This window comes from Streptomyces sp. NPDC050263 (genome assembly GCF_040655955.1).
Classification (GTDB): Bacteria; Actinomycetota; Actinomycetes; order Streptomycetales; family Streptomycetaceae; genus Streptomyces.
Genome location: NZ_JBFAKW010000133.1, coordinates 1 through 26,300, shown reverse-complemented (window position 1 = coordinate 26,300; position 26,300 = coordinate 1). Strand labels below are relative to the sequence as shown.

General features: G+C 70.6%; 26 protein-coding genes. 16 read left to right on the top strand and 10 right to left on the bottom strand.

The annotated features are described in order from the left end of the window. Positions 1–102 precede the first annotated feature (102 nt). Complete coding sequence (locus AB0J04_RS38025) at positions 103–735, top strand: AAA family ATPase (RefSeq protein WP_363173204.1); 633 nt, start codon at positions 103–105, stop codon at positions 733–735. Positions 736–808: 73 nt separating this feature from the next. Here the strand turns inward: AB0J04_RS38025 and AB0J04_RS38020 are convergent, their stop codons facing one another. After that, positions 809–1,915 (bottom strand): DUF5937 family protein, encoded by a 1,107-nt coding sequence (locus AB0J04_RS38020; protein ID WP_363173203.1) that lies wholly within the window; start codon positions 1,913–1,915, stop codon positions 809–811. A 191-nt stretch (positions 1,916–2,106) separates the two neighbouring features. Between AB0J04_RS38020 and AB0J04_RS38015 the strand changes: the two genes are divergently transcribed. Then, on the top strand, positions 2,107–2,322 hold the full coding sequence (locus tag AB0J04_RS38015; RefSeq protein WP_363173202.1) for a hypothetical protein: 216 nt from the start codon (positions 2,107–2,109) through the stop codon (positions 2,320–2,322). On the opposite strand, the gene AB0J04_RS38010 is transcribed toward AB0J04_RS38015, so the two are convergent. Beyond that, on the bottom strand, positions 2,312–3,553 hold the full coding sequence (locus AB0J04_RS38010; RefSeq protein WP_363173201.1) for a beta-eliminating lyase-related protein: 1,242 nt from the start codon (positions 3,551–3,553) through the stop codon (positions 2,312–2,314). The genes AB0J04_RS38015 and AB0J04_RS38010 overlap by 11 nt on opposite strands. 242 nt (positions 3,554–3,795) lie before the next feature. Here AB0J04_RS38010 and AB0J04_RS38005 point away from each other — a divergent pair, with 242 nt between their 5' ends. From AB0J04_RS38005 to AB0J04_RS37960, 10 genes are all read left to right on the top strand, one after another. After that, a complete protein-coding gene (locus AB0J04_RS38005) occupies positions 3,796–4,761 on the top strand; it encodes a DUF2520 domain-containing protein (protein ID WP_363173200.1) in 966 nt (321 codons plus the stop codon). Next, entirely contained in the window at positions 4,758–5,750 is a 993-nt protein-coding gene (panC, locus tag AB0J04_RS38000) for a pantoate--beta-alanine ligase (RefSeq protein WP_363173199.1), read from the top strand. The genes AB0J04_RS38005 and panC overlap by 4 nt, the downstream gene beginning before the upstream one ends. Beyond that, positions 5,747–7,462 (top strand): L-aspartate oxidase, encoded by a 1,716-nt coding sequence (locus tag AB0J04_RS37995; RefSeq protein ID WP_363173198.1) that lies wholly within the window; start codon positions 5,747–5,749, stop codon positions 7,460–7,462. Before panC ends, AB0J04_RS37995 begins: the two co-directional genes overlap by 4 nt. Positions 7,463–7,467: 5 nt before the next feature. After that, entirely contained in the window at positions 7,468–8,460 is a 993-nt protein-coding gene (nadC, locus tag AB0J04_RS37990) for a carboxylating nicotinate-nucleotide diphosphorylase (RefSeq protein ID WP_363173197.1), read from the top strand. A gap of 15 nt (positions 8,461–8,475) precedes the next feature. Then, on the top strand, positions 8,476–9,273 hold the full coding sequence (locus AB0J04_RS37985; RefSeq protein WP_363173196.1) for a type III pantothenate kinase: 798 nt from the start codon (positions 8,476–8,478) through the stop codon (positions 9,271–9,273). 169 nt (positions 9,274–9,442) lie between these two features. After that, positions 9,443–10,138, top strand: a complete 696-nt coding sequence (locus AB0J04_RS37980; RefSeq protein ID WP_363173205.1) for a hypothetical protein — start codon at positions 9,443–9,445, stop codon at positions 10,136–10,138. Between the two features lie 52 nt (positions 10,139–10,190). Next, on the top strand, positions 10,191–10,370 hold the full coding sequence (locus AB0J04_RS37975; RefSeq protein WP_363173194.1) for a hypothetical protein: 180 nt from the start codon (positions 10,191–10,193) through the stop codon (positions 10,368–10,370). A 148-nt stretch (positions 10,371–10,518) separates the two neighbouring features. Then, complete coding sequence (locus AB0J04_RS37970) at positions 10,519–10,977, top strand: BlaI/MecI/CopY family transcriptional regulator (RefSeq protein ID WP_363173193.1); 459 nt, start codon at positions 10,519–10,521, stop codon at positions 10,975–10,977. A 9-nt stretch (positions 10,978–10,986) separates the two neighbouring features. Beyond that, positions 10,987–11,544 carry an amino-acid N-acetyltransferase gene (locus tag AB0J04_RS37965; RefSeq protein ID WP_363173192.1) on the top strand — a complete coding sequence of 186 codons (558 nt, stop codon included), beginning with the start codon at positions 10,987–10,989 and terminating at the stop codon, positions 11,542–11,544. A gap of 228 nt (positions 11,545–11,772) precedes the next feature. Then, entirely contained in the window at positions 11,773–12,108 is a 336-nt protein-coding gene (locus AB0J04_RS37960; protein ID WP_069773146.1) for an Lsr2 family protein, read from the top strand. Here AB0J04_RS37960 and AB0J04_RS37955 read toward each other — a convergent pair. Further along, the gene (locus AB0J04_RS37955; protein ID WP_363173191.1) at positions 12,087–12,734 is read right to left on the bottom strand and encodes an SCO3374 family protein; all 648 of its coding nucleotides are present in this window, start codon (positions 12,732–12,734) and stop codon (positions 12,087–12,089) included. The two genes, AB0J04_RS37960 and AB0J04_RS37955, sit on opposite strands and share 22 nt — an antisense overlap. 430 nt (positions 12,735–13,164) lie before the next feature. Between AB0J04_RS37955 and AB0J04_RS37950 the strand changes: the two genes are divergently transcribed. Further along, positions 13,165–15,690 carry an ATP-dependent Clp protease ATP-binding subunit gene (locus tag AB0J04_RS37950; RefSeq protein WP_363173190.1) on the top strand — a complete coding sequence of 842 codons (2,526 nt, stop codon included), beginning with the start codon at positions 13,165–13,167 and terminating at the stop codon, positions 15,688–15,690. A 122-nt stretch (positions 15,691–15,812) separates the two neighbouring features. On the opposite strand, the gene AB0J04_RS37945 is transcribed toward AB0J04_RS37950, so the two are convergent. Next, complete coding sequence (locus AB0J04_RS37945) at positions 15,813–16,457, bottom strand: HAD family acid phosphatase (RefSeq protein ID WP_363173188.1); 645 nt, start codon at positions 16,455–16,457, stop codon at positions 15,813–15,815. A 516-nt stretch (positions 16,458–16,973) separates the two neighbouring features. Here AB0J04_RS37945 and AB0J04_RS37940 point away from each other — a divergent pair. Next, complete coding sequence (locus tag AB0J04_RS37940) at positions 16,974–17,558, top strand: M23 family metallopeptidase (protein WP_363173187.1); 585 nt, start codon at positions 16,974–16,976, stop codon at positions 17,556–17,558. Positions 17,559–17,569: 11 nt separating this feature from the next. On the opposite strand, the gene AB0J04_RS37935 is transcribed toward AB0J04_RS37940, so the two are convergent. Further along, the gene (locus tag AB0J04_RS37935; protein ID WP_363173186.1) at positions 17,570–18,157 is read right to left on the bottom strand and encodes a TetR/AcrR family transcriptional regulator; all 588 of its coding nucleotides are present in this window, start codon (positions 18,155–18,157) and stop codon (positions 17,570–17,572) included. Positions 18,158–18,324: 167 nt separating this feature from the next. Between AB0J04_RS37935 and AB0J04_RS37930 the strand changes: the two genes are divergently transcribed. After that, complete coding sequence (locus tag AB0J04_RS37930; RefSeq protein WP_363173185.1) at positions 18,325–19,905, top strand: MDR family MFS transporter; 1,581 nt, start codon at positions 18,325–18,327, stop codon at positions 19,903–19,905. Positions 19,906–20,291: 386 nt separating this feature from the next. On the opposite strand, the gene cseC is transcribed toward AB0J04_RS37930, so the two are convergent. The 5 genes from cseC to AB0J04_RS37905 form a co-directional block, all read right to left on the bottom strand. Then, positions 20,292–21,635, bottom strand: a complete 1,344-nt coding sequence (gene cseC / locus AB0J04_RS37925) for a two-component system sensor histidine kinase CseC (protein ID WP_363173184.1) — start codon at positions 21,633–21,635, stop codon at positions 20,292–20,294. A 31-nt stretch (positions 21,636–21,666) separates the two neighbouring features. After that, positions 21,667–22,368 (bottom strand): two-component system response regulator CseB, encoded by a 702-nt coding sequence (gene cseB / locus AB0J04_RS37920; RefSeq protein WP_363173183.1) that lies wholly within the window; start codon positions 22,366–22,368, stop codon positions 21,667–21,669. A 225-nt stretch (positions 22,369–22,593) separates the two neighbouring features. Continuing rightward, positions 22,594–23,250, bottom strand: coding sequence for a hypothetical protein (locus AB0J04_RS37915; protein WP_363173182.1), 657 nt, complete (start codon positions 23,248–23,250; stop codon positions 22,594–22,596). Further along, positions 23,235–23,777, bottom strand: coding sequence for a SigE family RNA polymerase sigma factor (locus tag AB0J04_RS37910; protein ID WP_351916016.1), 543 nt, complete (start codon positions 23,775–23,777; stop codon positions 23,235–23,237). Before AB0J04_RS37910 ends, AB0J04_RS37915 begins: the two co-directional genes overlap by 16 nt. A gap of 301 nt (positions 23,778–24,078) precedes the next feature. Next, a complete protein-coding gene (locus AB0J04_RS37905; protein ID WP_363173181.1) occupies positions 24,079–25,017 on the bottom strand; it encodes an A/G-specific adenine glycosylase in 939 nt (312 codons plus the stop codon). Between the two features lie 305 nt (positions 25,018–25,322). On the opposite strand from AB0J04_RS37905, the gene AB0J04_RS37900 reads away from it, so the two are divergent. After that, complete coding sequence (locus AB0J04_RS37900; RefSeq protein ID WP_363173180.1) at positions 25,323–26,138, top strand: hypothetical protein; 816 nt, start codon at positions 25,323–25,325, stop codon at positions 26,136–26,138. Positions 26,139–26,300: the final 162 nt, after the last annotated feature.

The following is a 26,300-nucleotide window of genomic DNA, read 5'->3' as shown; positions in this document are numbered from 1 at the left end:
CCGTTGCGAGGGTGTCCAGGTCGGTCGTCACACATCGACACTGGACGCCCTCGTCCTATGTCCGCAGGACATCCCTTGGACTCATTCATCTAGGGTCTGCGCATGCTCCTGTGGATCAACGGCCCTTTCGGGGGCGGCAAGACACAGACCGCACACGAGATACAGCGCCGTCTGCCCGGCAGTGTCGTCTGCGACCCCGAGCACGCCGGCTTCGGCCTGCGCCGCATGCTGCCGCCCGACCTTCGCGGGGACTTCCAGGACCTGACCTCCTGGCGACAGGGCGTCGTCGAGGTCCTCGACCTGGCGCTCGGCCGGCACGACGGCGTGGTCATCGTGCCCATGACCGTGACCGATCCCCGGTACTTCGGGGAGACTGTCGGCAGGCTGCGCGAACTCGGCCACGACGTACGCCACTTCACTCTCCTCGCCGAACGCGGGACGGTGGTGCGGCGGTTGCGCGAGCGAGGCCTCGGGCACCTCCTCGGGTTCGTCGCCGGTAAGAACGCGGGGCTGCGCCGGGAGAGCTGGGCCGTCCAGAAGCTCGACCACTGCCTCGAACGACTGAGCGAGCCGGAGTTCGCCGAGCACTTGTGGACGGACCACTCGACCGTGCCGAAGACGGCCGACCGCATCGCCGTCCTCGCCGGGCTGACGCTCAGGCCCAACACCGAGGGCGCGCTGCGGACGAAGCTGCGGCAGGCCGGGGTCGGCCTGAAACACATCCGCTTCGACTGACCCCTTGGAGTTCCTGCAAGCAGACAAGGCCTATCGGCCCTCGGGCCTGCTGGCCCTACTGGGCCTGCTGGGCCTAGCGGAGTATCCCTTCCAGGAAGTCGCTGCCCAGCCGGGCCACCACCGCCACGTCGAGCTGGTGCAGCACGTACCGGCCGCGCCGGCGGGTGGTGAGCAGGCCCGCCTTCTTCAGGACGGCGAGATGCCGGGATATCTCGGGGGCCGTCATGCCCTGGGCCTGGGCCAGCTCGGTCGTGGTGTACGCGCTGCGGGCCAGCAGGCGGCAGATCCGCATCCGGACGGGATGCGACAGCGCGGTCATCCGTAGCGTCAGCTGCTCCACCGAGGGCGGCGAGGCCAGCTCCGGAGAGCCGACCGGGTAGTGCAGCACGGGCTGCCAGCCGTGCCGGTACAGCACCATCAGGTGCGGCCAGCCGAGGCTCGTCGGCACGAGCAGCAGGCCGCCGTCCCCGGTGGTGGTCCGGGCATGGACCAGCTTGTCCACCGTGATGCGCGCCCCGGCCTCGTCGAGCGTCACGGCGGGGGACACCGCGGCGAGCGTCTCCGCCAGGCCCTTGTGGCGCAGCAGGTCCGTCTTGTGCCGGGCGTCGGCGGCGAGCGGGATGCGGACCCGGGCCCAGACATCGGCGAAGAACGCCTCGTCGCAGTCCTCCAGGAACTGCCTGAGCCAGGCACGCACGCGTGGCGGGTCGTCGAGCAGCCGTTGGGTGAACCGCACCTGGCGAGGCCCGCGCGCGGCGGCCAGTTCCAAGGCGCGGCGGCGCAGTTCCGGGTCGGCGAGGACGCTGTTGCTCGGCAGTTCGTACCCGGAGGAGCAGGTGAACTCCAGTGACAGGTCCACGAACTGCTCGTCCGTCAGCTTGTCGAGGAGGTCGAGTTCCTCGGCGAGTGTGGCCCCGGGGAGCGTGTCCCGGCCCGGGATGCCCGCGTAGGGCAGGAAGACGTCCGAGAACGTCGTCCGCCACAGGAAGTCGGCCTCGCACATCCGGTCGGCCAGATAGGGGTCGAGCCGAGCAGTGACGCCGGTGACCCATCCCTGGAGGCCGGGATGGTGCCCCGGCTCGGCCAGCGCGTGCAGCGCGGTGCCGAGCTCGGCCAGGGGGGAGGGCACGACGGCGACCCTCTCCGGCCGCAGCCCAGCGATGTCGATGCTCAGGCTCATGTCCTCATGGTGCACCCCGCCACCGACAACGCGATCTCCGATTGACGGCCGCCGTCAATCGACGCGACGCGGGCGGCCGCCGGGCCGCAGCCTGAAGAGGCCGGGGCTGTTGCGGAGCCCCCGTCACGTCTTCCTATGCCCTTTCACCTCCTCCTATGCCCTGAACACGATCGTTCCGAGAGGGATCGGCCATGAGCATCACCCAGCAGTACGCCCTCGACGCCCACCGCGCCCGGCAGCACGGCGAGCCCGTCGTTCCCGCGCCCGGCGCCCACGACTGGCAGGTGATGCGCGAACTGCGCGACTACCAGCAGTTCCGCGCGGTCGTCGCGGGCCGCCCCGCCCACGGGCGGCTGTGGCGTGCCCTGGCCCGTCGGCTGCACCTGCGCCCCCGCCCTACCTGCTGACCGCCTCGGCCGCCTCTGCTGCCTTGCCGGCTTCGGTGGCCTCGGTCGCTGCGGCTGCCTCAATCACCCGGGCCAGCCGGGCCGTGAAGCCCGCGACCGCCGCCTTCACGTCGTCCGCCGTCCACGTCAGGCCGGCGGCGCGGACGGTGACCTCGGTGAGGGACAGCCCGGGCCCGCCGCGGGCCCAGGCGCCGGCGAAGAGCATCGTGGCCGTCTCCTCGGCCTGGAGCGCCGCCGCCTCGGCGAGCACGTCCGCCTCGTACGGCAGCCAGACCTGGAACTCGTGCGTGTGCGGCACCTCCGGGTGCACGCGCGCCCATGGGACGTCCGTTTCGGCGAACCCCTCGCGCAGCGCGGTGGCCACCACACGCGCGTGGGCCACGTATTCCGGCAGCCGGGGCAGCTCCCGCTCCAGCCCGATGAGCGCCGACAGTGCGGTGGGGAACTGCTGGAAGAGCATTCCGCCGTAGCGGTGCCGCCAGGTCCGCGCCTCCTCGATCAGCGTCCTCGGGCCGGCGAGCGCGGCGCCGCCGAAGCCGTCGAGGGACTTGTAGAACGACACGTAGACGCTGTCCGCCAGGCCCGCTATGTCCCGTAGAGCGCGGCCGAAGTGGTGGGTGGTCTCCCACAGGCGCGCGCCGTCGAAGTGCACGACCGCATCGCGCTCGCGTGCCGCCTCCACGACCTCGGTCAGCTCCTCCCAGGAGGGGAGCACGAAACCGGCGTCCCTGAGGGGCAGCTCCAGCATCAGCGCCCCGAAGGGCTCCTCGAAGGCGCGCACCTCCTCCGCCGTGGGCAGCCGGGGCTCGGTCGTCACCCGGACCGTGCGCAGCTCGCTGACGGTGGTGAACGCGCCCCGCTCCCACACCTCGGGGTGGCTCAGCGCATGCAGTGCGACCGTGGGGTTCCCGGTGCGGCCCGCCCAGCAGCGCAAGGCGACCTGCTGGGCCATCGTGCCGGTCGGGAAGAAGGCGCAGGCCTCCGTCCCCAGCAGCTCGGCGACCCGATTCTCCAGGGCCTCCACGACCCCGTCGCCGTAGATGTCGGCGGGCTCGTCGAGGTCGTAGACCTGGGGTGCGGCCTCGTGGAGCAGCGTGAGCCGGTCGCGCAGGGTGCCCCGGAACCCCCCGCGCGCGAGCACGCGTTCCGCCTTGCGGAAGGCGACCGTCCGCCGCTCCCGCAGGCGCTGCCGCGCCGACTTCTCCTCGCCCTGCTCCGCCGTGTTCGTCATGCTCCGGATGATGCCGTGCCGCGGCTCGCACGGGCACGCGCATTTCAGGCTCCGACCCGGCGGCCGGGTCGGTGGGTCGGAAGCGTGTTGCACGTGAGGCGGACGTGATTCGGACGCGGTTCGGAAGCGGGTGGCGAAGCCCACAGCCTGTGGACGACCGGGCTCCGCTCGAACCAATCGCGTTAACATGACGAGAAATCGTCCGGTACCCGGAGCGGACTGGAACGGAAGGCCGTCGTCGCGTGAGTACAGCCCAACAGCCAGACCCCAGGGACCGCCCCGCGCGGCTCGCCGTCGGCGTCGTCGGCGCCGGCCGGGTCGGGCCGGCCCTGGCCGCGTCCCTCCAACTCGCCGGGCACCGCCCGGTCGCCGTCTCCGGCGTCTCCGACGCCTCCAGGCGACGAGCCGCGCTGCTGCTGCCCGACGTGCCCCTCCTCCCGCCCGCCGAGGTCCTCCGGCGTGCCGACCTGGTGCTGCTGACCGTCCCCGACGACAGCCTGCCCGGTCTCGTCGAGGGCCTCGCCGAGACCGGCGCCGTGCGGCCGGGCCAGCTGCTCGTGCACACCTCCGGGCGGTACGGCGCGAAGGTGCTCGACCCCGCCCTGCGCGCGGGCGCGCTGCCGCTGGCCCTGCACCCGGCGATGACCTTCACGGGCACGCCCGTGGACGTCCAGCGGCTGGCCGGCTGCGCCTTCGGGGTCACCGCGCCCGACGAGCTGCGGCTGGCCGCGGAAGCCCTCGTGATCGAGATGGGTGGCGAGCCGGAGTGGATCGCCGAGGAGAGCCGTCCGCTCTACCACGCGGCCCTCGCCCTGGGCGCAAACCACCTGGTCACGCTGGTCGCCCAGTCCATGGAGCTGCTCCGCGCGGCCGGTGTCGAGGCCCCCGACCGGATGCTCGGCCCACTGCTCGGCGCCGCCCTCGACAACGCGCTGCGCTCCGGCGACGGCGCGCTCACCGGCCCCGTCGCGCGCGGGGACGCGGGCACGGTCGCCGCGCACGTCGCGCAGCTGCGCGAGCACGCCCCGCAGGCCGTCGCCGGCTACCTGGCGATGGCCCGCGCGACCGCCGACCGCGCGCTCGCCCACGGACTCCTGAAGCCCGAACTCGCCGAGGACCTCCTCGGGGTGCTTGCCGAGGAAGCCCACGGCACCCCTGGCGCCCCTGGTACGCCCGGCACGCACGGCACCGAAGGAGACGCCGGATGACCACCACTCTGCTGCGCACCGCCGACGAACTCCATGCACGCACGCGTGGCGGCCGCCGGACCGTCGTGATGACGATGGGCGCCCTCCACGAGGGCCATGCCGCTCTCGTCCGTACGGCTCGCGAACTCGCCGGGCCGGACGGCGAGGTCGTCGTCACGGTCTTCGTCAATCCCTTGCAGTTCGGCCAGGGCGAGGACCTCGACCGCTACCCGCGCACCCTGGACGCCGATCTCAAGATCGCCGAGCAGGCCGGCGCGGACGTCGTGTTCGCCCCGTCCGTGGACGAGGTCTACCCGGGCGGCGAGCCCCAGGTCCGCATCACCGCGGGCCCCATGGGCGGCCGCCTGGAGGGCAGCTCCCGTCCCGGGCACTTCGACGGCATGCTCACCGTCGTCGCCAAGCTCCTGCACCTCACCCGGCCCGACGCGGCCCTGTTCGGGCAGAAGGACGCCCAACAGCTCGCCCTGATCCGCCGTATGACGCGCGACCTGAACTTCGGCGTGGAGATCGTCGCCGTACCGACGGTGCGCGAGGAGGACGGCCTGGCGCTGTCCAGCCGCAACCGCTTTCTGTCCGCCCGGGAGCGGCGCACCGCGCTGGCGCTCTCCCAGGCGCTTTTCGCCGGCGGCGACCGGCACGCCGCGCAGGAGGCGCTGCGCGCACGCGCGCGTGAGGTGCCCGCCACGCACGCGCGTGCCGAGGCGCTCAGCGCCATAGGGGAGTCCCGCGCGGCCGCCGACGCGCACGCCGTCGCCAAGGCCGCCCCCGGCAACCCCGCCGCCGTCCGCGCGGCCGCCCGCCTGGTTCTCGACGATGCCGTGCGCCACGACCCGCCGCTGGAGCTGGACTACCTCGCCCTCGTCGACCCGTCCGACTTCACGGAGATCGACGACGACTTCACCGGCGAGGCCGTGCTCGCCGTCGCCGCCCGGGTCGGGTCGACCCGGCTGATCGACAACCTCCCCCTCACCTTCGGAGCCGCCTCGTGACCAGCACAGGCATACGACTGCACGCGCCCGCGCCCGGGTGGAGCATCGCCGCGGACGTCGTGGTCGTCGGCTCCGGCGTCGCCGGCCTGACCGCGGCCCTGCGCTGCGAGGCCGCCGGCCTGAAGACCGTCGTCGTCACCAAGGCCCGCCTCGACGACGGCTCCACCCGCTGGGCGCAGGGCGGCATAGCCGCAGCCCTGGGCGAGGGCGACACACCCGAACAGCACCTGGACGACACGCTGGTGGCGGGCGTGGGCCTGTGCGACGAGGACGCGGTGCGGATCCTCGTCACCGAGGGCCCCGACGCCGTGCGCCGGCTGATCGCGACCGGCGCGCACTTCGACGAGTCCGAGGGAGGCGGCCTGGAGCTCACCCGCGAGGGCGGCCACCACCGCCGCCGGATCGCCCACGCGGGCGGCGACGCGACCGGCGCGGAGATCTCCCGGGCGCTCGTCGAGGCGGTACACGCGCGTGGCATGCGCACGATCGAGAACGCGCTCGTCCTGGACCTCCTCACGGACGCCGACGGCCGCACCGCCGGCGTCACCCTGCACGTCATGGGCGAGGGCCAGCACGACGGCGTCGGCGCCGTGCACGCCCCCGCGGTCGTCCTCGCGACCGGCGGCATGGGGCAGGTGTTCTCGGCCACCACCAACCCGTCCGTGTCCACCGGCGACGGCGTGGCGCTGGCTCTGCGCGCGGGCGCGGAGGTCTCCGACCTGGAGTTCGTCCAGTTCCACCCGACCGTGCTGTTCCTCGGCGCGGACGCGGAGGGCCAGCAGCCCCTCGTCTCCGAGGCCGTGCGCGGCGAGGGCGCCCACCTGGTCGACGCGGACGGCGTGCGCTTCATGGTCGGGCAGCACGAGCTGGCCGAGCTCGCGCCCCGGGACATCGTCGCCAAGGGCATCATGCGCCGCATGCAGGAGCAGGACGCCGAGCACATGTTCCTCGACGCCCGGCACTTCGGCGCCCCCATGTGGGAGCACCGCTTCCCGACCATCCTCGCCGCCTGCCGCACCCACGGCATCGACCCGGTCACCGAGCCCGTCCCGGTGGCCCCGGCCGCCCACTACGCCTCCGGAGGCGTGCGGACCGACTCCCGCGGCCGGACGACCGTGCCGGGCCTCTACGCGTGCGGGGAGGTCGCCTGCACCGGCGTGCACGGCGCGAACCGGCTCGCGTCGAACTCGCTCCTGGAAGGCCTCGTCTACGCCGAGCGCATCGTGGCCGACATCGCGGCGAGCCGGGCGGACGACCGGCTTCACGCGCGTGTGCCCGCGCCCGTCGAGCACCCCGAGCGGCCCGCGCACCCGCTCCTCGCCCCCGAGGCCCGGTTCGCCATCCAGCGGGTGATGACGGAGGGCGCGGGCGTCCTGCGCTCCGCCGAGTCCCTGGAGAAGGCCGCCGACCAGCTGCAACGGCTGCACACCGAGGCCCGCGGCGCCCTCGACGAGAACGGCAAGACGGCCGAGCCCGGCGTCGACACCTGGGAGGCCACCAACCTCCTGTGCGTCGCGCGCGTCCTGGTCGCCGCCGCCCGGCAGCGCGAGGAGACCCGCGGCTGCCACTGGCGCGAGGACCACGCCGACCGCGACGACGCGAACTGGCGCCGCCACATCGTCGTCAGGCTGAATCCGGACCGCACGCTCGCCGTACACACCACCGATACCGCAGACTTCCCCCCTACCCGGCAGCACCACCAGGAGCAGTGACAGACGTGAGCACCCCCGACCTTCCCCTCGCCCAGAGCGGCGGCTGCGGCGACGGCTGTGCCTGTGGCGCCGACGCAGACGCGGACTTCACCGACGCGGAGTACCTGGAGTGCGGGCTCGACCCCGCGCTCGCCCAGCTCCTGACCGACGCCGGCCTCGACCCCGTCGAGGTCGAGGACATCGCCAACGTCGCCATCCAGGAGGACCTGGACCACGGCGTCGACGTGACGACGGTCGCGACCATCCCCGAGGACGCGGTCGCCACCGCCGACTTCACCGCGCGCGAGGCAGGCGTGGTCGCGGGCCTCAGGATCGCCGAGGCGGTCGTCTCGGTCGTCTGCACGGACGAGTTCGAGGTCGAGCGGCACGTGGAGGACGGCGACCGCGTGGAGGCCGGACAGAAGCTGCTGTCGGTCACCACGCGCACGCGTGACCTCCTCACCGCCGAGCGCAGCGCGCTCAACCTGATGTGCCGCCTGTCCGGTATCGCCACCGCCACGCGCGCGTGGGCGGACGTCCTGGAGGGCACGAAGACACGCGTGCGCGACACCCGTAAGACGACGCCGGGGCTGCGCTCCCTGGAGAAGTTCGCCGTCCGCTGCGGCGGAGGCGTCAACCACCGGATGTCGCTGTCCGACGCTGCCCTGGTCAAGGACAACCACGTGGTCGCCGCGGGCGGCGTCGCCCGGGCCTTCGAGGCCGTCCGGGAGACCTTCCCGGAGGTGCCGATCGAGGTCGAGGTCGACACCTTGCACCAGCTGCGCGAGGTGGTCGACGCGGGTGCCGATCTGATCCTGCTGGACAACTTCACGCCCGGGGAGTGCGCCGAGGCCGTCGGCGTCGTCGGCGGGCGAGCCCTGCTGGAGGCGTCCGGCCGGCTGACCCTGGAGAACGCCAAGGCGTACGCCGACACCGGCGTCGACTTCCTCGCCGTAGGGGCCCTGACCCACTCCTCGCCGATCCTGGACATCGGTCTGGATCTGCGAGCGGCTGAGTAGGAACGGGGACCGGCCATGCTGCTGACGATCGACGTGGGCAACACGCACACCGTGCTCGGCCTGTTCGACGGTGAGGACATCGTCGAGCACTGGCGGATCTCCACCGACGCCCGCCGCACCGCGGACGAACTGGCCGTGCTGCTCCAGGGCCTCATGGGCATGCACCCGCTCCTCGGGGACGACCTGGGCGACGGCATCGACGGGATCGCGATCTGCGCGACCGTGCCCTCCGTGCTGCACGAACTGCGAGAGGTGACACGGCGCTACTACGGCGACGTGCCCGCCGTGCTCGTCGAACCCGGCGTGAAGACGGGCGTGCCGATCCTGTTCGACAACCCCAAGGAGGTCGGCGCCGACCGCATCATCAACGCGGTCGCGGCGAACGAGCTCTACGGCGGCCCGGCGATCGTCGTCGACTTCGGCACGGCGACGACGTTCGACGCGGTCTCCGCGCGCGGGGAGTACGTCGGTGGGGTCATCGCCCCCGGCATCGAGATCTCGGTCGAGGCGCTGGGCGTCAGGGCCGCGATGCTGCGCAAGATCGAGGTGGCCCGGCCGCGGAGCGTGATCGGCAAGAACACGGTCGAGGCGATGCAGTCCGGGATCGTCTACGGCTTCGCCGGCCAGGTCGACGGCGTCGTCACCCGGATGGCCCGCGAACTGGCGGACAACCCGGAGGACGTGACGGTGATCGCCACGGGCGGACTGGCGCCGACGGTGCTCGGCGAGTCCTCGGTGATCGACGAGCACGAGCCCTGGCTGACGCTGATCGGGCTGCGCCTGGTGTACGAGCGGAACGTGTCGCGCATGTGACGAGGGGATCCCTGGGCGGGCGGAGGCGCGGGCGCAGGCGGGCGGGGGCGGTCCGTCGACGGGGCCACCAGGGCGGATCCGGGCGCGCCACACCCACGCTCTGTGTCGAATTTGTCTGATTAGCGCGTATCGTCGCGGCATGCCCACGCCCTACGGATCCCGCGGCGGCATGGCGTTCGGTGCGGAGGAGCTGCGTGTGCTCCGCCGCGCCCTCGCCCTCGCCCTCCACCCCGGCCCCGTCTCCGCCGAGGACGTCCAGGACTGCCATCGCCTCGCCGAGTCCCTCGACGAGGCGATGGGCGAGGCCGCCCGGCTGCGGGCCTTCCTGGTGGCCGACCTCGCCCGGTACCGCGCCGCCCTCCCCGGCACCGCCGCCGGTTACCTCACCCTCCTGGAGGAGGTGCTGGCCACCGGCTACCGGCCCGATCCCGACGACCTCGCCGCGCTGCGCGCCCTGCGCGGCAACCCGACGGCCGCCGCTCTCCTGAGCCGCTGCCAGGTGCTCGCCGAACACGACGTACGCACCCGTCTGGCCCGCCGTACGGCCCGCAGGGCCGTTCCGGTCGCCCCGACGGTTCCGGCGTCCCGCACGCGGCTCCTGGCCCTCCCCGGGGGCCTTTCCGTCGGCGGCTGCGCCCGGCTCTCCGTCGCCGCCGACGAGGACCCGGTCGGACGGCCGGGCGAGCAACCGCGGAAGAAGCCCGCCGAGAAGCCGGCCCCGCCCGCTCCGGGCCCCGTCCCCGCCAAGCCCTCCGCGCCCGAGCCCGCCCGGCGGCCCGTCCCCACCCCGGGCGAGGTCTTCCCGCGCCGCAAACCGACCCCGCCGCCCGCCGACCCGGAGCAGCGGCGGCTCGCCGCCGGCTGACTTGGGCGCACCCCGCCCGGATGTCCCGTTCCTCCCTGGCTACTCTGGATCCATGGACTACGTCTCCGCGCTCGTGCCTCCCATCGTCATGGCCGTGTTCTTCATCGGTGTGATCAGGGTGATCGTGAAGACCCAGGGAGGGTCCAACAAGGCCAAGGAGGACGCGGCCGTCGACGCCGCGCTCGCGCGCGCGGACGGCGCCCGCCAGGGCTCCGCGGGCCCCGACGCCTGACCGGACCGAGGCACCTCCGCCGCCTGCCGGGGCGTACGGCTTCTATCGAAGCCGTACGCCCTTTTTGTTCCCATTTGCCAATGAAGGTGCACGTCCGCCACGCGATTGGCGAGATCTCCCACTATTGTTCTGAGCTGTGCCTCGCCCATTGGGAGAACTCGAAGACTCGGTCATGACGCGGGTGTGGAAGTGGAACCGCCCCGTCACCGTTCGAGAAGTCCTGGAAGACCTTCAGCAGGAACGGTCCATCGCGTACACCACGGTGATGACCGTTTTGGACAATCTCCATCAGAAGGGCTGGGTGCGTCGTGAAGCGGAAGGCCGGGCCTATCGATATGAGGCGGTCTCCACCCGGGCTGCCTACGCCGCCGCCCTGATGAACGACGCCTGGGCGCAGAGCGACAACCCCGCGGCCGCTCTCGTCGCCTTCTTCGGGATGATGAGTGAGGAACAGCGACACGCGCTGCGCGACGCCGTACGCATGGTCCAAGGTCCGGAAACTGCCGAACCCGCAACTCAGGGGAGTGCGGAGAGTGCGGGGAGTACCGGCAGTAGCCGCAGTGGCGCGGAGAACCCCGCCTCGGCGACGGAGGGCGGCGGGCGATAGCGTCCGCACATGTCAGCAGAGAGTCCATCCGCCGAGAACGCCGAGAACCCCGAAGTCACCGCTAAAGCCATCACCGTCCGGCGGGCCCGGACCGGCGATGTCCCCGCCGTGCGCCGTCTCCTTGACGCCTACGTCCGCGGCGGCATCCTGCTCGACAAAGCGACGGTGACGCTTTACGAGGACATCCAGGAGTTCTGGGTCGCCGAACGCGACGACAACGCCGAGGTGGTCGGCTGTGGCGCCCTGCACGTGATGTGGGAAGACCTGGCGGAAGTCCGGACTCTCGCGGTGAAGCGCGGGCTGAAGGGCGCCGGCGTCGGTCACCAGTTGTTGGAGAAGTTGCTGCACACCGCACGCTGGCTCGGTGTTCGCCGCGTTTTCTGCCTGACCTTCGAAGTGGACTTCTTCGGCAAGCACGGCTTCGTGGAGATCGGTGAGACGCCGGTCGACACCGATGTCTACGCGGAGCTGCTGCGTTCCTATGACGAGGGCGTCGCGGAGTTCCTCGGACTCGAACGAGTGAAACCGAACACCTTGGGCAACAGCCGGATGCTTCTGCATCTGTGATCGTCGACGTCCATTCCGACCGACCCGCCTTGCCCGGGTTCCCTATGTCCGAAACGCGCACGTTTCCGGACGGGGGGCGGGCTGCCGGTCTCTGCCGGGGGTTTGTGTTTTCCCAGCAAAAGCGGTTTGCTTTCCGACGTACTGCAGTACTGCATATAACAGGGCTCGGCTAAACGGCGGACGCTGCGGACCCCCGGCCCCCTCACGTTTTCGATGAAAGGAAATCCGATGGCACAGAAGGTTCAGGTCCTTCTTGTCGACGACCTCGACGGCGGCGAGGCGGACGAGACCGTGACGTTCGCGCTGGACGGCAAGACGTACGAGATCGATCTCACGACAACCAATGCGGACAAGCTGCGTGGACTTCTCGAGCCCTACGTGAAGGGCGGACGTCGTACCGGCGGCCGTGCTTCGGGTGGGCGTGGAAAGGCCCGCGCCGCTTCCGGTGGCAGCCAGGACACCGCTCAGATCCGCGCGTGGGCGAAGGAGAACGGTTTCGAGGTCAATGACCGTGGCCGCGTTCCGGCGACCATTCGCGAGGCCTACGAGAAGGCCAACGGCTGAGCGCACGCGCGCCGCAGCCGGACACGATGACAGTGCGTCGCCAGCGTGTCCATCAGTCGCACGAGATCGGGGGCGCCCCCACCGCCCCCCAAGGCCGACATCGTCGGCAGCGAGGCCTCGACCTCGCACCCTGCCACGGGGGGCCGCAGCCACACAGCGGCCCCCTGCACCGGTACAGGGCGGTTCAGGCCGGGATCGCGGCCCGGATTCCGCGCGGGAGGCAACGGAGCCTCGATGAGCCCGCCCGCGCCGATCGCCGTCAGATCCAGCGGCAGCGCGCCCCACTCCAGCCACTGGAGGATCCCGGGCACCTCCTCCGCGCAGCCCGCCGCCACCAGCAGCCGCATCCGGTCGCCCCGTACGGCCACCGGAGAGCCCGGCGCGAGCCGCCGGAGCGCCGCGAGACCCGCCTCGGACGGTACGTCCAGGACGTCGAAGCGCTCGCCCACCAAAAGTCGTACCGGCTTCCCGGGCACGGTCGCCCAGCCCAGTTCGTTCTCGTACCAGCCGCGGACCGGGTCGGTCCGATCCGCCGGATCGTCCGGATCGAGCGGCCGTCGGGGGAGGGGAAGCGTGAGGATCGCAGCGGCGGCCGAGTCGCCGGCCGGGGGGACTGAGCCAACCATGCCAAGTGCAACCGCCAAAAAGGCCCGCGAGTTACGCTGGGTGGTCCCGCGACCGCACAGCGTGTCGACAAAGGCATGCGTGGGGGGTGTCGTGAGGCGCAAGGCTGTTCGCCCGTAGCGGAGGGAACCGGTGCGCACGGCATGGAGTGTCAGTGCCCGCGGGTAAGACATCCCTAGTGGGAGGGGGCGACACGCAGGAAAGGCCGTCTCGCGTTCGCCATCGGCGTACTGGCGACTGGGGTAACTGCCTGGCCTGCGGGAACATCGTCTCGCACCATCGGGTTGGAGCAGATGTCGGCGTTCGGGGTCAGGAGGCCATCGACGGTGTCGGCAGTTGGAATGAGCGGTCCCCGCTTGCGGGACTAAGCTGCGGAAGGACAGGGAGGGGAAGTTCCCCCCACTGCCTGACCGCTCTGAGGAGCGATTAACGATGTTCGAGAGGTTCACCGACCGCGCGCGGCGGGTTGTCGTCCTGGCTCAGGAAGAAGCCCGGATGCTCAACCACAACTACATCGGCACCGAGCACATCCTCCTGGGCCTGATCCACGAGGGTGAGGGTGTCGCCGCCAAGGCCCTTGAGAGCCTCGGGATTTCGCTCGAGGCGGTCCGCCAGCAGGTGGAGGAGATCATCGGGCAGGGGCAGCAGGCCCCGTCCGGGCACATCCCCTTCACCCCCCGTGCCAAGAAGGTCCTGGAGCTGTCGCTCCGCGAGGCCCTTCAGCTGGGTCACAACTACATCGGCACGGAGCACATCCTGCTCGGCCTGATCCGCGAGGGCGAGGGCGTCGCCGCCCAGGTCCTCGTCAAGCTGGGCGCAGATCTCAACCGGGTGCGGCAGCAGGTCATCCAGCTGCTCTCCGGTTACCAGGGCAAGGAGACCGCCACCGCGGGCGGCCCTGCCGAGGGCACGCCCTCGACGTCCCTGGTGCTCGACCAGTTCGGCCGGAACCTCACCCAGGCCGCTCGTGAGTCCAAGCTCGACCCGGTCATCGGGCGCGAGAAGGAGATCGAGCGGGTCATGCAGGTGCTGTCCCGCCGCACCAAGAACAACCCGGTCCTGATCGGTGAGCCCGGCGTCGGCAAGACCGCCGTCGTCGAGGGCCTCGCCCAGGCCATCGTCAAGGGCGAGGTGCCCGAGACCCTCAAGGACAAGCACCTCTACACGCTGGACCTCGGCGCTCTGGTCGCCGGCTCCCGCTACCGCGGTGACTTCGAGGAGCGCCTGAAGAAGGTCCTCAAGGAGATCCGCACCCGCGGCGACATCATCCTGTTCATCGACGAGCTCCACACGCTGGTCGGTGCGGGTGCCGCCGAAGGCGCCATCGACGCCGCTTCGATCCTGAAGCCGATGCTGGCCCGCGGTGAGCTCCAGACCATCGGCGCCACCACGCTGGACGAATACCGCAAGCACCTGGAGAAGGACGCGGCCCTCGAGCGCCGCTTCCAGCCCATCCAGGTCGCCGAGCCGTCCCTGCCGCACACGATCGAGATCCTCAAGGGTCTCCGCGACCGGTACGAGGCCCACCACCGCGTCTCCATCACCGACGAGGCGCTGGTCCAGGCCGCGACGCTGGCCGACCGGTACATCTCGGACCGCTTCCTCCCGGACAAGGCGATCGACCTGATCGACGAGGCCGGTTCCCGGATGCGCATCCGCCGGATGACCGCGCCGCCGGACCTGCGCGAGTTCGACGAGAAGATCGCCGGCGTGCGCCGCGACAAGGAGTCCGCGATCGACTCGCAGGACTTCGAGAAGGCCGCCTCCCTCCGCGACAAGGAGAAGCAGCTCCTGGCCGCCAAGGCCAAGCGGGAGAAGGAGTGGAAGGCCGGCGACATGGACGTCGTCGCCGAGGTCGACGGCGAGCTCATCGCCGAGGTCCTCGCCACGGCCACCGGCATCCCGGTCTTCAAGCTGACCGAGGAGGAGTCCTCGCGTCTGCTGCGCATGGAGGACGAGCTCCACAAGCGGGTCATCGGCCAGGTCGACGCCGTCAAGGCGCTGTCCAAGGCGATCCGTCGTACGCGTGCCGGTCTGAAGGACCCGAAGCGTCCCGGTGGTTCGTTCATCTTCGCCGGCCCGTCCGGCGTCGGTAAGACCGAGCTGTCCAAGGCGCTCGCCGAGTTCCTCTTCGGTGACGAGGACGCGCTGATCTCCCTCGACATGTCGGAGTTCAGCGAGAAGCACACGGTCTCGCGTCTCTTCGGTTCGCCCCCCGGATACGTGGGCTACGAAGAGGGCGGTCAGCTGACCGAGAAGGTGCGCCGCAAGCCGTTCTCCGTCGTCCTCTTCGACGAGGTCGAGAAGGCCCACCCGGACATCTTCAACTCGCTGCTCCAGATCCTGGAGGACGGTCGTCTGACCGACTCCCAGGGCCGGGTCGTGGACTTCAAGAACACGGTCATCATCATGACGACCAACCTCGGCACCCGGGACATCTCCAAGGGCTTCAACCTGGGCTTCGCGGCGTCGGGCGACTCGAAGTCCAACTACGAGCGCATGAAGAACAAGGTGTCGGACGAGCTCAAGCAGCACTTCCGCCCCGAGTTCCTCAACCGCGTCGACGACGTGGTCGTCTTCCCGCAGCTGACCCAGGCGGACATCCTGCGGATCGTCGACCTGATGATCGGCAAGGTGGACGAGCGCCTGAAGGACCGGGACATGGGCATCGAGCTCTCCCAGTCCGCCAAGGAGCTGCTGGCCAAGAAGGGCTACGACCCGGTGCTGGGCGCGCGTCCGCTGCGTCGCACGATCCAGCGCGAGATCGAGGACACGCTGTCGGAGAAGATCCTCTTCGGCGAGCTGCGTCCCGGTCACATCGTGGTCGTCGGCACCGAGGGCGAGGGCGAGACCCAGACCTTCACCTTCCGCGGCGAGGAGAAGTCGGCGCTGCCCGACGTCCCGCCGGTCGAGCAGGCGGCCGGCGGCGCCGGACCGAACCTGAGCAAGGAGGCGTAAGCCTCAGGCCTTCGGGCCGACCGGCCTTCGGGCCGACCGGCCTTCGGGCCGACCGGCCTTCGGGCCGACCAGAAGGGGCCGGTGCTTTTCAGCACCGGCCCCTTCGTCATGCTCGCGTGCGGTTACGACAGCTGGCCGTCGTAGTCGGGCAGCTTGTACGTCGTCTCGGCGTGGCCGCCGGAGAGGTCGGTGGCGCTGTTGCCGATGTTCGCGATGATCGTGTAGCCCTTGGACTCGATGTCGACGCGCTGAGCGGTCTTGTAGGCGGCGACGTCCTTGAAGAGGTCGAGGAAGCCGCGCACGTAGAGGCCGGAGACCTGGTAGCCGACGTACTTGAGGTTGTAGTCGGTCACGCCGGAGATGATGCCCGGGCGGGCGGTGACGAAGAACAGCGAGACGCCGTGCTCCTGGGCGTACTTGGCGACGTCGAGGACCGGCTTGTTGGCCGGCTGCGGGTAGCTGAAGCCGAAGTCGGTCTCCAGGGTGGTGTTGTCGATGTCGAAGACGATCGCCTGCTTCTCGCCGGTCTTGGCGGCGGCGATGCGCTTCTTCAACGCCGGCAGGGCCTGGTCCATCACGGCCCGGCAGTCCTGCTGCCAGGTCGCGTAGTCGACGTCCTCCGCGGCCGCTGCGGTGGACGCGGTGGCGACGGTGGAGGTGCCGGTGGCCGTCGCGGCCTGGGCGCCGGCCGGGACGGCCAGAGCTGTGACGGCTGCGGTCGCCACGGCGGTCATGGCGATGCGGCGCGTCCAGGTGCCTCGGGTCATGTGTGGGGTCCTCTCGCGTCCATGCACTGCGGGTGTCGTGCGCATGCTGATCGACCCGAGTGGCCTGAGGGGAACCAGCGGGTTACTGGACGGTAGATGCGAATGAGAGGCCGATCACAGACCCGTGCATGTGATCGTGACCGGGGTCACAACTGGCGTGCGGGGCGGGGGAGTAGCCGCCGTCACATTCCGAAGTCCCTTGAGGTGGGCGGCCGGTGACAAGCCGCACAGGCGATTTGACCCCTACTAAGCTGGATAGTCGCACGCTAAATCTGGGCAAAAAGGACAATCACCCCGGGGGTCTGGGCCCCGCTCCCGCCTCCGGCGTGGCTCGGTGTCGAGGGTGTCCGGAAAGTGCGACCTGTCAAGAGATGGGAAGTTTTGTGCTGAAGTACTAGCTTCCGTCGTAGATCACACGTTTGGGGGTCTGTGGGCCTGGGGGTTACCAAGGGATGGCCACTGCGGCAGAGGTTCGTGCCGGGTGGTTTCTTCTGTCCCCGTCCCCATGAGGTCTTCATGTTCAAGCGCGTCACGTTCCGTTCTTCCCGTACGTCCCTGCTCCGCACCCGCGTGGCCGTCGGGGTCGCCGCAGTGGGCGCCTCGGCTGTGCTGGGAACCGGAGTGGCGTCCGCCGCCGCCCCCGCCGCCGCGCCGGTCGCCGCCAAGACGGCCGTCTCCGCCGCTTCCTGGATCGACCCGGTGAAGAAGTACACGCTGTCCGCCAGCTTCGCCCAGGCCGGCGGCATGTGGCAGTCCACCCACAGTGGTCAGGACTTCGCCGTGCCGAGCGGCACCAAGGTCATGGCCGCGCACGGCGGCACAGTGGTCAAGGCCGGCGGCAACGGCGCCGGTGACGGCCCGGCCTACGGCAACGCCATCGTGATCAAGCACGCGAACGGCGTCTACTCGCAGTACGCCCACCTCTCGCGCATCAGCGTGAAGGTCGGCCAGGTCGTCAAGACGGGTCAGAAGATCGCCCTGTCCGGCAACACCGGCAACTCCAGCGGTCCGCACCTGCACTTCGAGATCCGTAAGACCGCGAACTACGGCTCGGCGATAGACCCGGTGAAGTTCCTGCGCTCCAAGGGCGTGAAGGTCTGACGCTGATGTGATCAGGCGCCCTGGTGCGCCTGTGTCACCAGCCCCATGGCGACCTCGAGGACGGCTGCGCGCTTGTCCTCGGGGTCGCCTTCGAGGTCCTGCAGGAAGAACATGCCGGCGTGCAGCGTGAAGATGGCGCTCACGCAGCGCACCTGGTCGGTCAGGGGGGCGTCCCGGTCGATGATGATGTCGCGCAGGCCGCGCATGCGGTCCTTGAACGAGTCGCCGATCTGGAGTTCCCGCACCGTCGCCTGGTTCTCCTGCATGAAGCGGAAGAGCGGGGCCGCCTCGGACAGGGCCTTGCTGTAGCGCCGGACGAGCTCGTGCTTGGTCTCCAGGGTGTGCGGCTGGTTCTTGCCCCACTCGATCAGGTCTTCGATCGGCTTCGTCAGATCCGTGAAGATGCCGACGATGATCTCTTCCTTGGTCTTGAAGTGGTAGTAGAGAGCCGCCTTGGTGACCTCCAGGCGCTCCGCGATCTCGCGGAGGGAGGTCTTCTCGTAGCCCTGTTCGGCGAAGAGTTCGAGGGCCACGTCCTGGATGCGCTGGCGGGTGTTGCCGCGTCGCTGCCGCTTGGTGCCGTCCATGGTGACGTCCATCCTCGTACTCCTCGGGCTCCCGCGGAAACTTACTTGCCGTCCGGCTAGTTCGCCCCCAGAAACTTACTTGACGACCGGCTAGTGGCAGGTCTACCTTCCCCAGTGTAGTGAACTAGCCGGGCGGCAAGTAAGTAGCCGGTCGGGGTTGTACCCAGGGGAGTGGGAAAATGGCGGACACACAGACAGTCGAGGCCGGGGCGGAGAAGCAGCCCAGGAGCGTGCGGGTGGTTCTGCTCGCGCTGATGATCACGATGATGCTCGCGATGCTCGACAACATGATCGTGGGCACGGCGATGCCGACGATCGTCGGCGAACTCGGCGGGCTCGAACATCTTTCGTGGGTCGTCACCGCGTACACCCTCGCGACCGCGGCCTCCACCCCGATCTGGGGCAAGCTCGGCGACATGTACGGGCGCAAGGGCGCCTTCATGACGTCGATCGTGATCTTCCTGATCGGGTCCGCACTGAGCGGCATGGCCCAGAACATGGGCGAACTGATCGGCTTCCGCGCCATCCAGGGCCTTGGCGCCGGTGGTCTGATGGTCGGTGTCATGGCGATCATCGGAGACCTGATCCCGCCGCGGGAGCGCGGCAAGTACCAGGGCATGATGGCCGGCGTCATGGCGCTCGCGATGATCGGCGGCCCGCTGGTCGGCGGCACCATCACCGACAACTGGGGCTGGCGCTGGTCCTTCTACATCAACCTGCCGCTCGGCGTGGTCTCGCTGGCGCTCATCAGCGCCGTGCTGCACCTGCCGAAGAAGCGGTCCCAGTCGCGGATCGACTACCTGGGCGCCGTTCTGCTGACCGTCGGCATCACCTCCATCGTCCTCGTCACCACCTGGGGCGGCTCGGAGTACGCCTGGACGTCCGCGCGGATCATGGAGCTCATCGGGATCGGCGTCGCCTCGCTGATCGGGTTCGTGTTCTGGCAGACCAAGGCGACCGAGCCGATCGTGCCGCTGCACATCTTCCGCAGCCGCAACTTCACCCTGATGTCGATCATCGGCTTCATCACCGGCTTCGTGATGTTCGGTGCGACGCTGTTCCTGCCGCTGTACCAGCAGTCGGTGCAGGGCGCCTCGGCGACCAACTCCGGGCTGCTGCTCCTGCCGATGCTCGGCGCGATGCTGGTCACCTCGATGGTGGCCGGCCGGGTGACCACGAACAGCGGCAAGTACAAGGTCTTCCCGATCGTCGGCAGCGCCCTGATGGTCATCGGCCTGTATCTGCTGTCGACGATGGACACCGGGACCAGCCGCTTCACCTCCGGTGTGTTCATGGCCGTGGTCGGCCTCGGCATGGGCTGCCTCATGCAGATCACGATGCTGGTCGCGCAGAACAGCGTCGAGCTGAAGGACATGGGCGTCGCGTCCTCCTCCACCACCCTGTTCCGTACGCTCGGGTCCTCCTTCGGTGTCGCGATCATGGGTGCGCTGTTCAACAACCGGGTCCAGGACGTCATGTCCGAGCGAGCCGGCGAGCTCGGCTCGAAGATCACCGAGCAGTCCGCGCAACTGGACGCCGCCAGCCTGGCCAAGCTGCCCGCCGTGGCCCGGGAGGCCTACCAGCACGCGGTGTCGTCCGGCACGCACTCGGCGTTCCTGCTGGGTGCGGTGGTCGCGGTGGTCGCGGTGGTCGCGGCCGTGTTCGTGAAGGAAGTACCGCTCAAGGGAGCGGGACCGGAGAAGAAGGACGAGCCGACCGACGGTAGGGCTGCTGCGCAGGCACCCATGGTCGAGGTCTGACCTTGCACGGCCTGACGTAACGCAGTTCGCGCAGATCGCACGATGCGCGCAGTTCGACTGCACGCCGCCCCTCACAGTGAGCGAAGGCCTCCCGGTGGTGTCCGCCCCGGGGGGCCCTTCTGTGTGGCTGCCGGTCGGGATCGGCGGCTGGCGGTGGTGGGTGGAGGTCGGGGGCGAGGGGCGGTGGTCGAGGGGTGGGGGTCGGAGCCACAGGCTGTTGCCCTTGCGCCCTCGTCGGACCGGTCGCAGACCTACCGGCCCCGACGAGCCCACGAGGCCCGGCACGCGACCTCCAGGCGCACCCAACCTTGTAGCCCCCCGAGGCCCCCGCAAGCCCTGCCCCGGCCCCAGTAAGGCCGGTCCCCGGCCCCGCGCAAAGGTCGTCGTCAAGGTCTCATCGGGTAGGTGCCCGTGTTGGTAGGGGCGTGTTCGGGGAGCCAGAGGACGGCGACCGCGCCCTCGGCGGGTATGTGGTCCGGCGCTCCTGCGGGACGTACGTTGCGGAAGGTCAGCCGGGCGCCCAGGACGCGGGCCTGGCCTGCCGCGATGGTGAGGCCGAGTCCGTGACCGTGCCCGGCGCGGTCGGCGCTGCCGGTGCGGAAGCGGCTCGGTCCCTCGGCGAGCAGGTCCCCGGGGAAGCCGGGACCGTGGTCGCGGACCCGGATGACCCGGCCCTCGACGGTGACCTGGATCGGCGGCTTGCCGTGGCGGGCCGCGTTGGCCAGCAGGTTGAACAGGACGCGCTCCAGGCGACGGGGGTCGGTCGTGACCATCGACTCGTGCACCACCCGCACCTCGACGTCCGGGTCCTTGGCCGCCACCCGCCGGGCCACGAACTCGCCCAGCACGATGTCCTGCAGTTCGGCACGCTCCGAGGCGCCGTCGAGGCGGGCCACCTCCAGGACGTCCTCCACCAGGGTGCGCATGGCCTGTGCCCGGTCCAGGACCAGCTCCGTCGGCCGGCCGGGCGGCAGCAGCTCGGCCGCCGTCAGCAGGCCCGTCACCGGGGTGCGCAGCTCGTGCGCGATGTCGGCGGTGACCCGGCGCTCGGCTTCCAGCCGCTCCTGGAGCGTGTCCGCCATGGCGTCCACCGCGCTCGCCAGGTCGTCGGTCTCGTCCCGCACGACCCCGCCGATGGCGTCCCGTACCCGGACCTCCGACTCGCCCTTGGCGACCTGGTTGGCCGCGGCCGCCGCCTTGCGCAGTCGCCGCGAGAGCTGCCCGCCGATGAGCACGCCCAGCGCGCTGCCGCCGAGGACGGCCGCGATGGAGCCGATCACCAGGGCCTGGTCGAGATCCTTGAGGATGTCCGTGCTGCGGTCGGTGAATCCGGTGTGCAGGGACAGCACATGTCCGTCCTTGACCGGAACGGCTGCCCAGATGTCCGGCGGACCGCCCGCGCGGTCGGAGACGAACGTGGCCCGGCGGCCCTCCCGGACCTTCTCCTTCAACGCGGGCGGCAGCCTGGAGTCGTCGATCTTGATGTTGGGGAAGTTCGGCCGACCCGACCGCTCGTAGTTGCTCTGGGCGATCTGGATGCGCTCGTCGGCGAGATCGCGTGCGTTGTCGAGCATGGACACGCGCGCGGCGTTGTGCACGACCAGGCTGAGCGCGATCGCCACGAGCGCGCCGACCAGCGCGATCGCCGCGCTCAACTTCCACCGCAGACCCGTACGGATGCCGATGCGCTCCGTGCGAGCCGGACCCAGATGCCGGATCATCCCCCGCATACTCCTGCCTTTGCTCCTGCCCTTGCCCCGCTCAGGCCTTCAACTTGTAGCCGAAGCCGCGGACCGTCTCGATGCGGTCCTGGCCGATCTTCGTTCGCAGTCGCTGTACATGGACGTCGACGACGCGGGTGTCACCGCCCCAGCCGTAGTCCCACACCCGCTCCAGCAGCTTGTCGCGCGAGAGGACCGTGCCCGGAGCGGAGGAGAACTCCAGCAGCAGGCGCATCTCGGTCGGGGTCAGCGCCACCGGCTGTCCGGCCCGGCGCACCTCCATGCCCTCCGTGTCGATCTCCAGGTCACCGAAGATCAGCACGCCACCGGCGGGGGAGGCGTCGGGCTCGGCGCGGTCGCCGCCGCCCGCGTGACCGAAGCGGCGCAGGACGGCACGGATCCGGGCGACCAGTACGGCGCCGTCGAAGGGCTTGGTCACATAGTCGTCGGCACCGGCCTCCAGGCCCAGGACGACGTCGATGGAGTCGGCGCGCGCCGACAGCATGATCACCGGCACCGTGGACTCGTCCCGGATGCGTCGGCACAGGCTCACGCCGTCCAGGCCGGGCACCATGACGTCCAGCAGTGCGATGTCGGGGCGGTCGGCCCGGAACGCCTCCAGGCCCGACAGGCCGTCGGGCATCGCGGTGACCGCGAAGCCGTCCCGCTCGAGGGCGAGCTGGGTGGCCTCGCGGATGACGTCGTCGTCCTCGACGAACAGGACGTGGGTCTGGTCTGCCATCCCGGTGCTCTCAGTTCTCGTATGCGTCTGCGTTTGCGTCTGCGTTCTCGCGTGCGTGCGTCGTCAGTGTGGCGGGCCCCTGTCGGTGTGCTGTCGAGGGCGCTCACTGGGTGGACGCGTGGAGCGCGGCGAGCGTTCAACTCCCCGCCCACCCATTGGTCGGAACGAGCGGCCCGATCGGTTCACGCCGGCGGAAGTTTTTTCGAGCGGTCCTCTCCGGGCAGGTCAGCTGGTCTCCGGCACCGGCGTCGGCTCGTCGTCGACGCTGCTGTAGTCGTTGTGCCAGCTGAACTCCTTGACGAAGCGGCCCGAGGTCCAGCGGTATGTGATCACGTTCTCACCGGACGGGCTGGAGACCGGGTCGCCCTTCTCGTACACCTGTTTGATGACCATCAGGTTGCCGCGGTCCATCTCCGCGTAGACCGGGGGCTCCTCGGCCTGGAACACGTTCTCATAGCCCTCGCCGTCCTCCCGGTAGACGTAGGAGCCGACCCCGACGGCGTCACCGCAGGTGAGCACGTTGACGATGAGGTCGTGGCCGGAGCCGCCGGTGAGATCGCCGTAGGCCACGTCGACCGGGTACTCGTCGCCGACGCAGGGCTTCAGCTCGCGCTTGACCTCCGCCGAGACCTCGGGGTCGTCCTTGACGAGCTGGACCGCGTTCGTCCGGTCGGGGAGGGCGCTGGGGGAAGCCGTCGGTGAGGCCGTCGCGCCTGAGGTCGAGTCGGAGTGCGCCGGGCCCTCGTCGCGGGCACCGGTGCCGCCGGTGGCGCAGGCGGAGACGAAAAGGGCGAGGGCGGCGAGCACGGACATCGCCGTGATCGCCGCCTGGATGGTGCCTCGGGCCGGTGTGGGCCCGGCCTCTGTCAGGCCGCCGCGCAACGCTCCCGCTCCTCACGCTCCAGCGCGCGTGCGTCCAGGTCGCGGGCCTCCAGCTCCTCGCGGAGCCGGGCGAGCGCCCGGTGCAGCGTGCTCTTGACCGTTCCGGCCGACATGCCGAGTGCGGCGGCCGTCTCCTCCGTGGACATCTGCTCCCAGTGTCGCAGCACCACGACGCTGCGCTGCTTCGGTGCCAGGACCTTCATCGCGTCCATCAGCAGGGCGCGGTCCGCGTGCTGCTCGGTGGAGTCGTCCACGCAGGCGTCCGGGAGCTGCTCGGTCGGCACTTCCTCGAGCTTGCGGGCCCGCCACCACTCGGTCCGCGTGTTGATCATGACCCGACGCAGGTAGGCGTCCGCGAGCCGCTTGTCCGCGATGCCGTCCCAGCGGCCGTACGTCCGGGCCAGCGCGGTCTGCAGAAGGTCCTGCGCGTCGACCGGGTCCGGGACCAGCCGCCGGGCGCTCCGCAGCAGCGCGTCCTGCCGCGTGCGGACGTATTCCTCGAACTCGAGCACGTCGCCCTGCGTCATGGTCAACCGCCTCCGATTCCCCGTTCCGGCGGACGGTCGCCGCCGGTTCACTGCCCTGTGGTCTGTAGCCCGTGTGTCTCTGCCGGGTACGCAAATGAAGCTACGGAGGTGTTGTCACGGGGCTGTGCGAAGCAGCCTGCGGCCAGCGCTCAGCTGTCCGTCGGTTGTGTAACGGAAATGGGTTCGGGGTAGAGATGGAGGCCGAATGGCGCTCCTATGGGGCGATTTATCCGGCCGTCGGGCGTGACGAAAGCCCCGCGGCGCCCGTGACGAAGCCGTCTGTCTGTGAAATGACCGTGCGTCAGGTCAGCGGCAGGCGGTACAGCCCGCCCGGTAGCGGCTCCACCAGTCCGTCCGCGACGAGCCCGTCCAGCGCACGCGCGCGTTGCACCGGTTCGTGCCACGCGCGGTCGAGGGCCGCCTGCGGCACGGGCGTGTGCGCGTCCCGCAGCACGGCGAGCAGCTTGCCCCTGACCTGCCGGTCGGTGCCGGCGTAGGTCTGGCCGCGGCGTGGCGGGCCGTCGTGCGCCGGTTTGCCCGCGAGCCGCCAGGCGCACTGCGCGGCGATCGGGCAGCGCACGCACGTCTCGTTCTTGGCCGTGCAGACGAGCGCCCCGAGCTCCATGGACGCGGCGGCCCAGCGCGCGGCCGTCGGCTCGTCGTCGGGCAGCAGGGCGCGGGCCAGCTTGCGCTCGGCGGCCGTCGTGGCGTTCGGGGGGTACTGCACGCCCGTGACGGCGCGCGCGAAGACGCGGCGGACGTTGGTGTCCAGGACGGCGTGCCGCTGGCCGTACGCGAAGGAGGCGACGGCCGCGGCCGTGTACTCGCCGATCCCGGGCAGCGCGAGGAGCTGTGCGTGGTCCGACGGCACGTCGCCGCCGTGCCGTTCCGTTATCGCCGCCGCGGCGCCGTGCAGCCGCAGGGCGCGGCGCGGGTAGCCGAGCCGTCCCCACGCGCGTACGGCCTCGCCCGGAGCCTCCTCGGCCAGGTCGGCGGGGCGCGGCCAGCGGGCGAGCCACTGCTCGTAGACCGGCAGGACGCGGCTGACCGGCGTCTGCTGGAGCATGAATTCGCTGACCATCACACCCCACGCGCCCGCCTCCGGGCGCCGCCAGGGCAGGTCGCGGGCGTGGTCGTCGAACCAGTCGATCACCGGGGAGTGCAGGTCCGCTCCGGAGGCGTCGGCGACGACGTCGGCGCGGGCGGGGCTGCTGTGCGGGGGCTTCGTGGGCGCAGTCATGGCCCTTCCGATCCTGCCATGCGCGCCGGGGCACGCGCGCGTATCGCCACTCCACCAGGTACCGGTGCCGGTGCCGTGCCGGGTGCCGTCTCGAGGGCCCATCACGCGTGCGTGCCGTGGTCATGGCCAGAGGTGCAACGGGTGCGATGGCCAACGAGCGGTGGTCGAGGGGGGACCGGGCGGCGACCGCGCGGGTCGAAGTCGAGTGCGGGAGCGGTGGTTTCCGGAATGATGATCCGGAAAAGTTGTGCTCCTGGCGGCGGGTGGGGACAGCGAACGCGTCGATCTCTCGTACAGTTTGCGCCGTGGGATCTCTGCGCAATCCGGTCGGTCCGCTCCCCTCCTCCATCTACTGGCGACGGAGGGTCGTACTGCTGTCCGTGTTCGCCCTGTTGGCGCTGCTGATCCTGTGGGTGGTGGCCTCCGGCGGAGGCGGCGGCAAGAACAGCGCGAACGGGGGCAACGGGAAGAATCCCGCGTCCTCGATCACGCCGGGACCGACCGGCTCCGGGCCCGCGATCAGCCAAAATCCGGGCGGGCGCGACGAGTCGAGCGAAGGCGCCACCGGCGGGTCGGGCTCGGGCGGCGGCAGCGGCTCAGGCGGCTCGGACGGCGGCTCGACGGGCTCCGGCAGTGACGACGACGGCGCCAACGGCAGCGGTAGCGGCGGCAGCGGCGGCAGCGGTACGGGGACGACGCTTCCGGCCGGGACGACACTGCCCAACTGCACCGCCAGCGTGGTCACGTTGACCCTGAGCAGCGTTCGCAACGACTACTCGCCGGACGAGGTTCCCACCTTCCAACTCACCGCGAAGAACGGCTCGACAAGCGACTGCAAGGTCGATCTCGGCCCGAAGACCGCGGTGTTGACGATCACTCTGACGGGCGATGACGACGACTACTGGTCGTCCGCGGACTGCCCCAAGGCGACCGGGAGCCTGCTGTACCGGGTGCCGGCCGGGGACAGCATCACGTACCTCGTGAAGTGGGACCGCAAGCCGAGTGCGCCGGAGTGCGCGACCCCCCCGGCGGGCGCGGCCGGAGCTGGCACGTACCTGGTCGAGGCGAAGGCCCCGGGGTTTGCAAAGGTGCAGTCGTCCTTCGTGCTGAAGGACGACTAGCGCACCGAAGGGCGACCGACCGGGGCCCGGACGCCTCTCTGGACCTCTGGACCTGACCTCTGGGCCTCTAGGGGGCTTCTGATGGATCTCCGCGGCGTCGCGACGCCCGGCACGCACTCTCGCCGCACCGGGCGAAAGCCCTAGTAGCTCCGCTACGAGGAC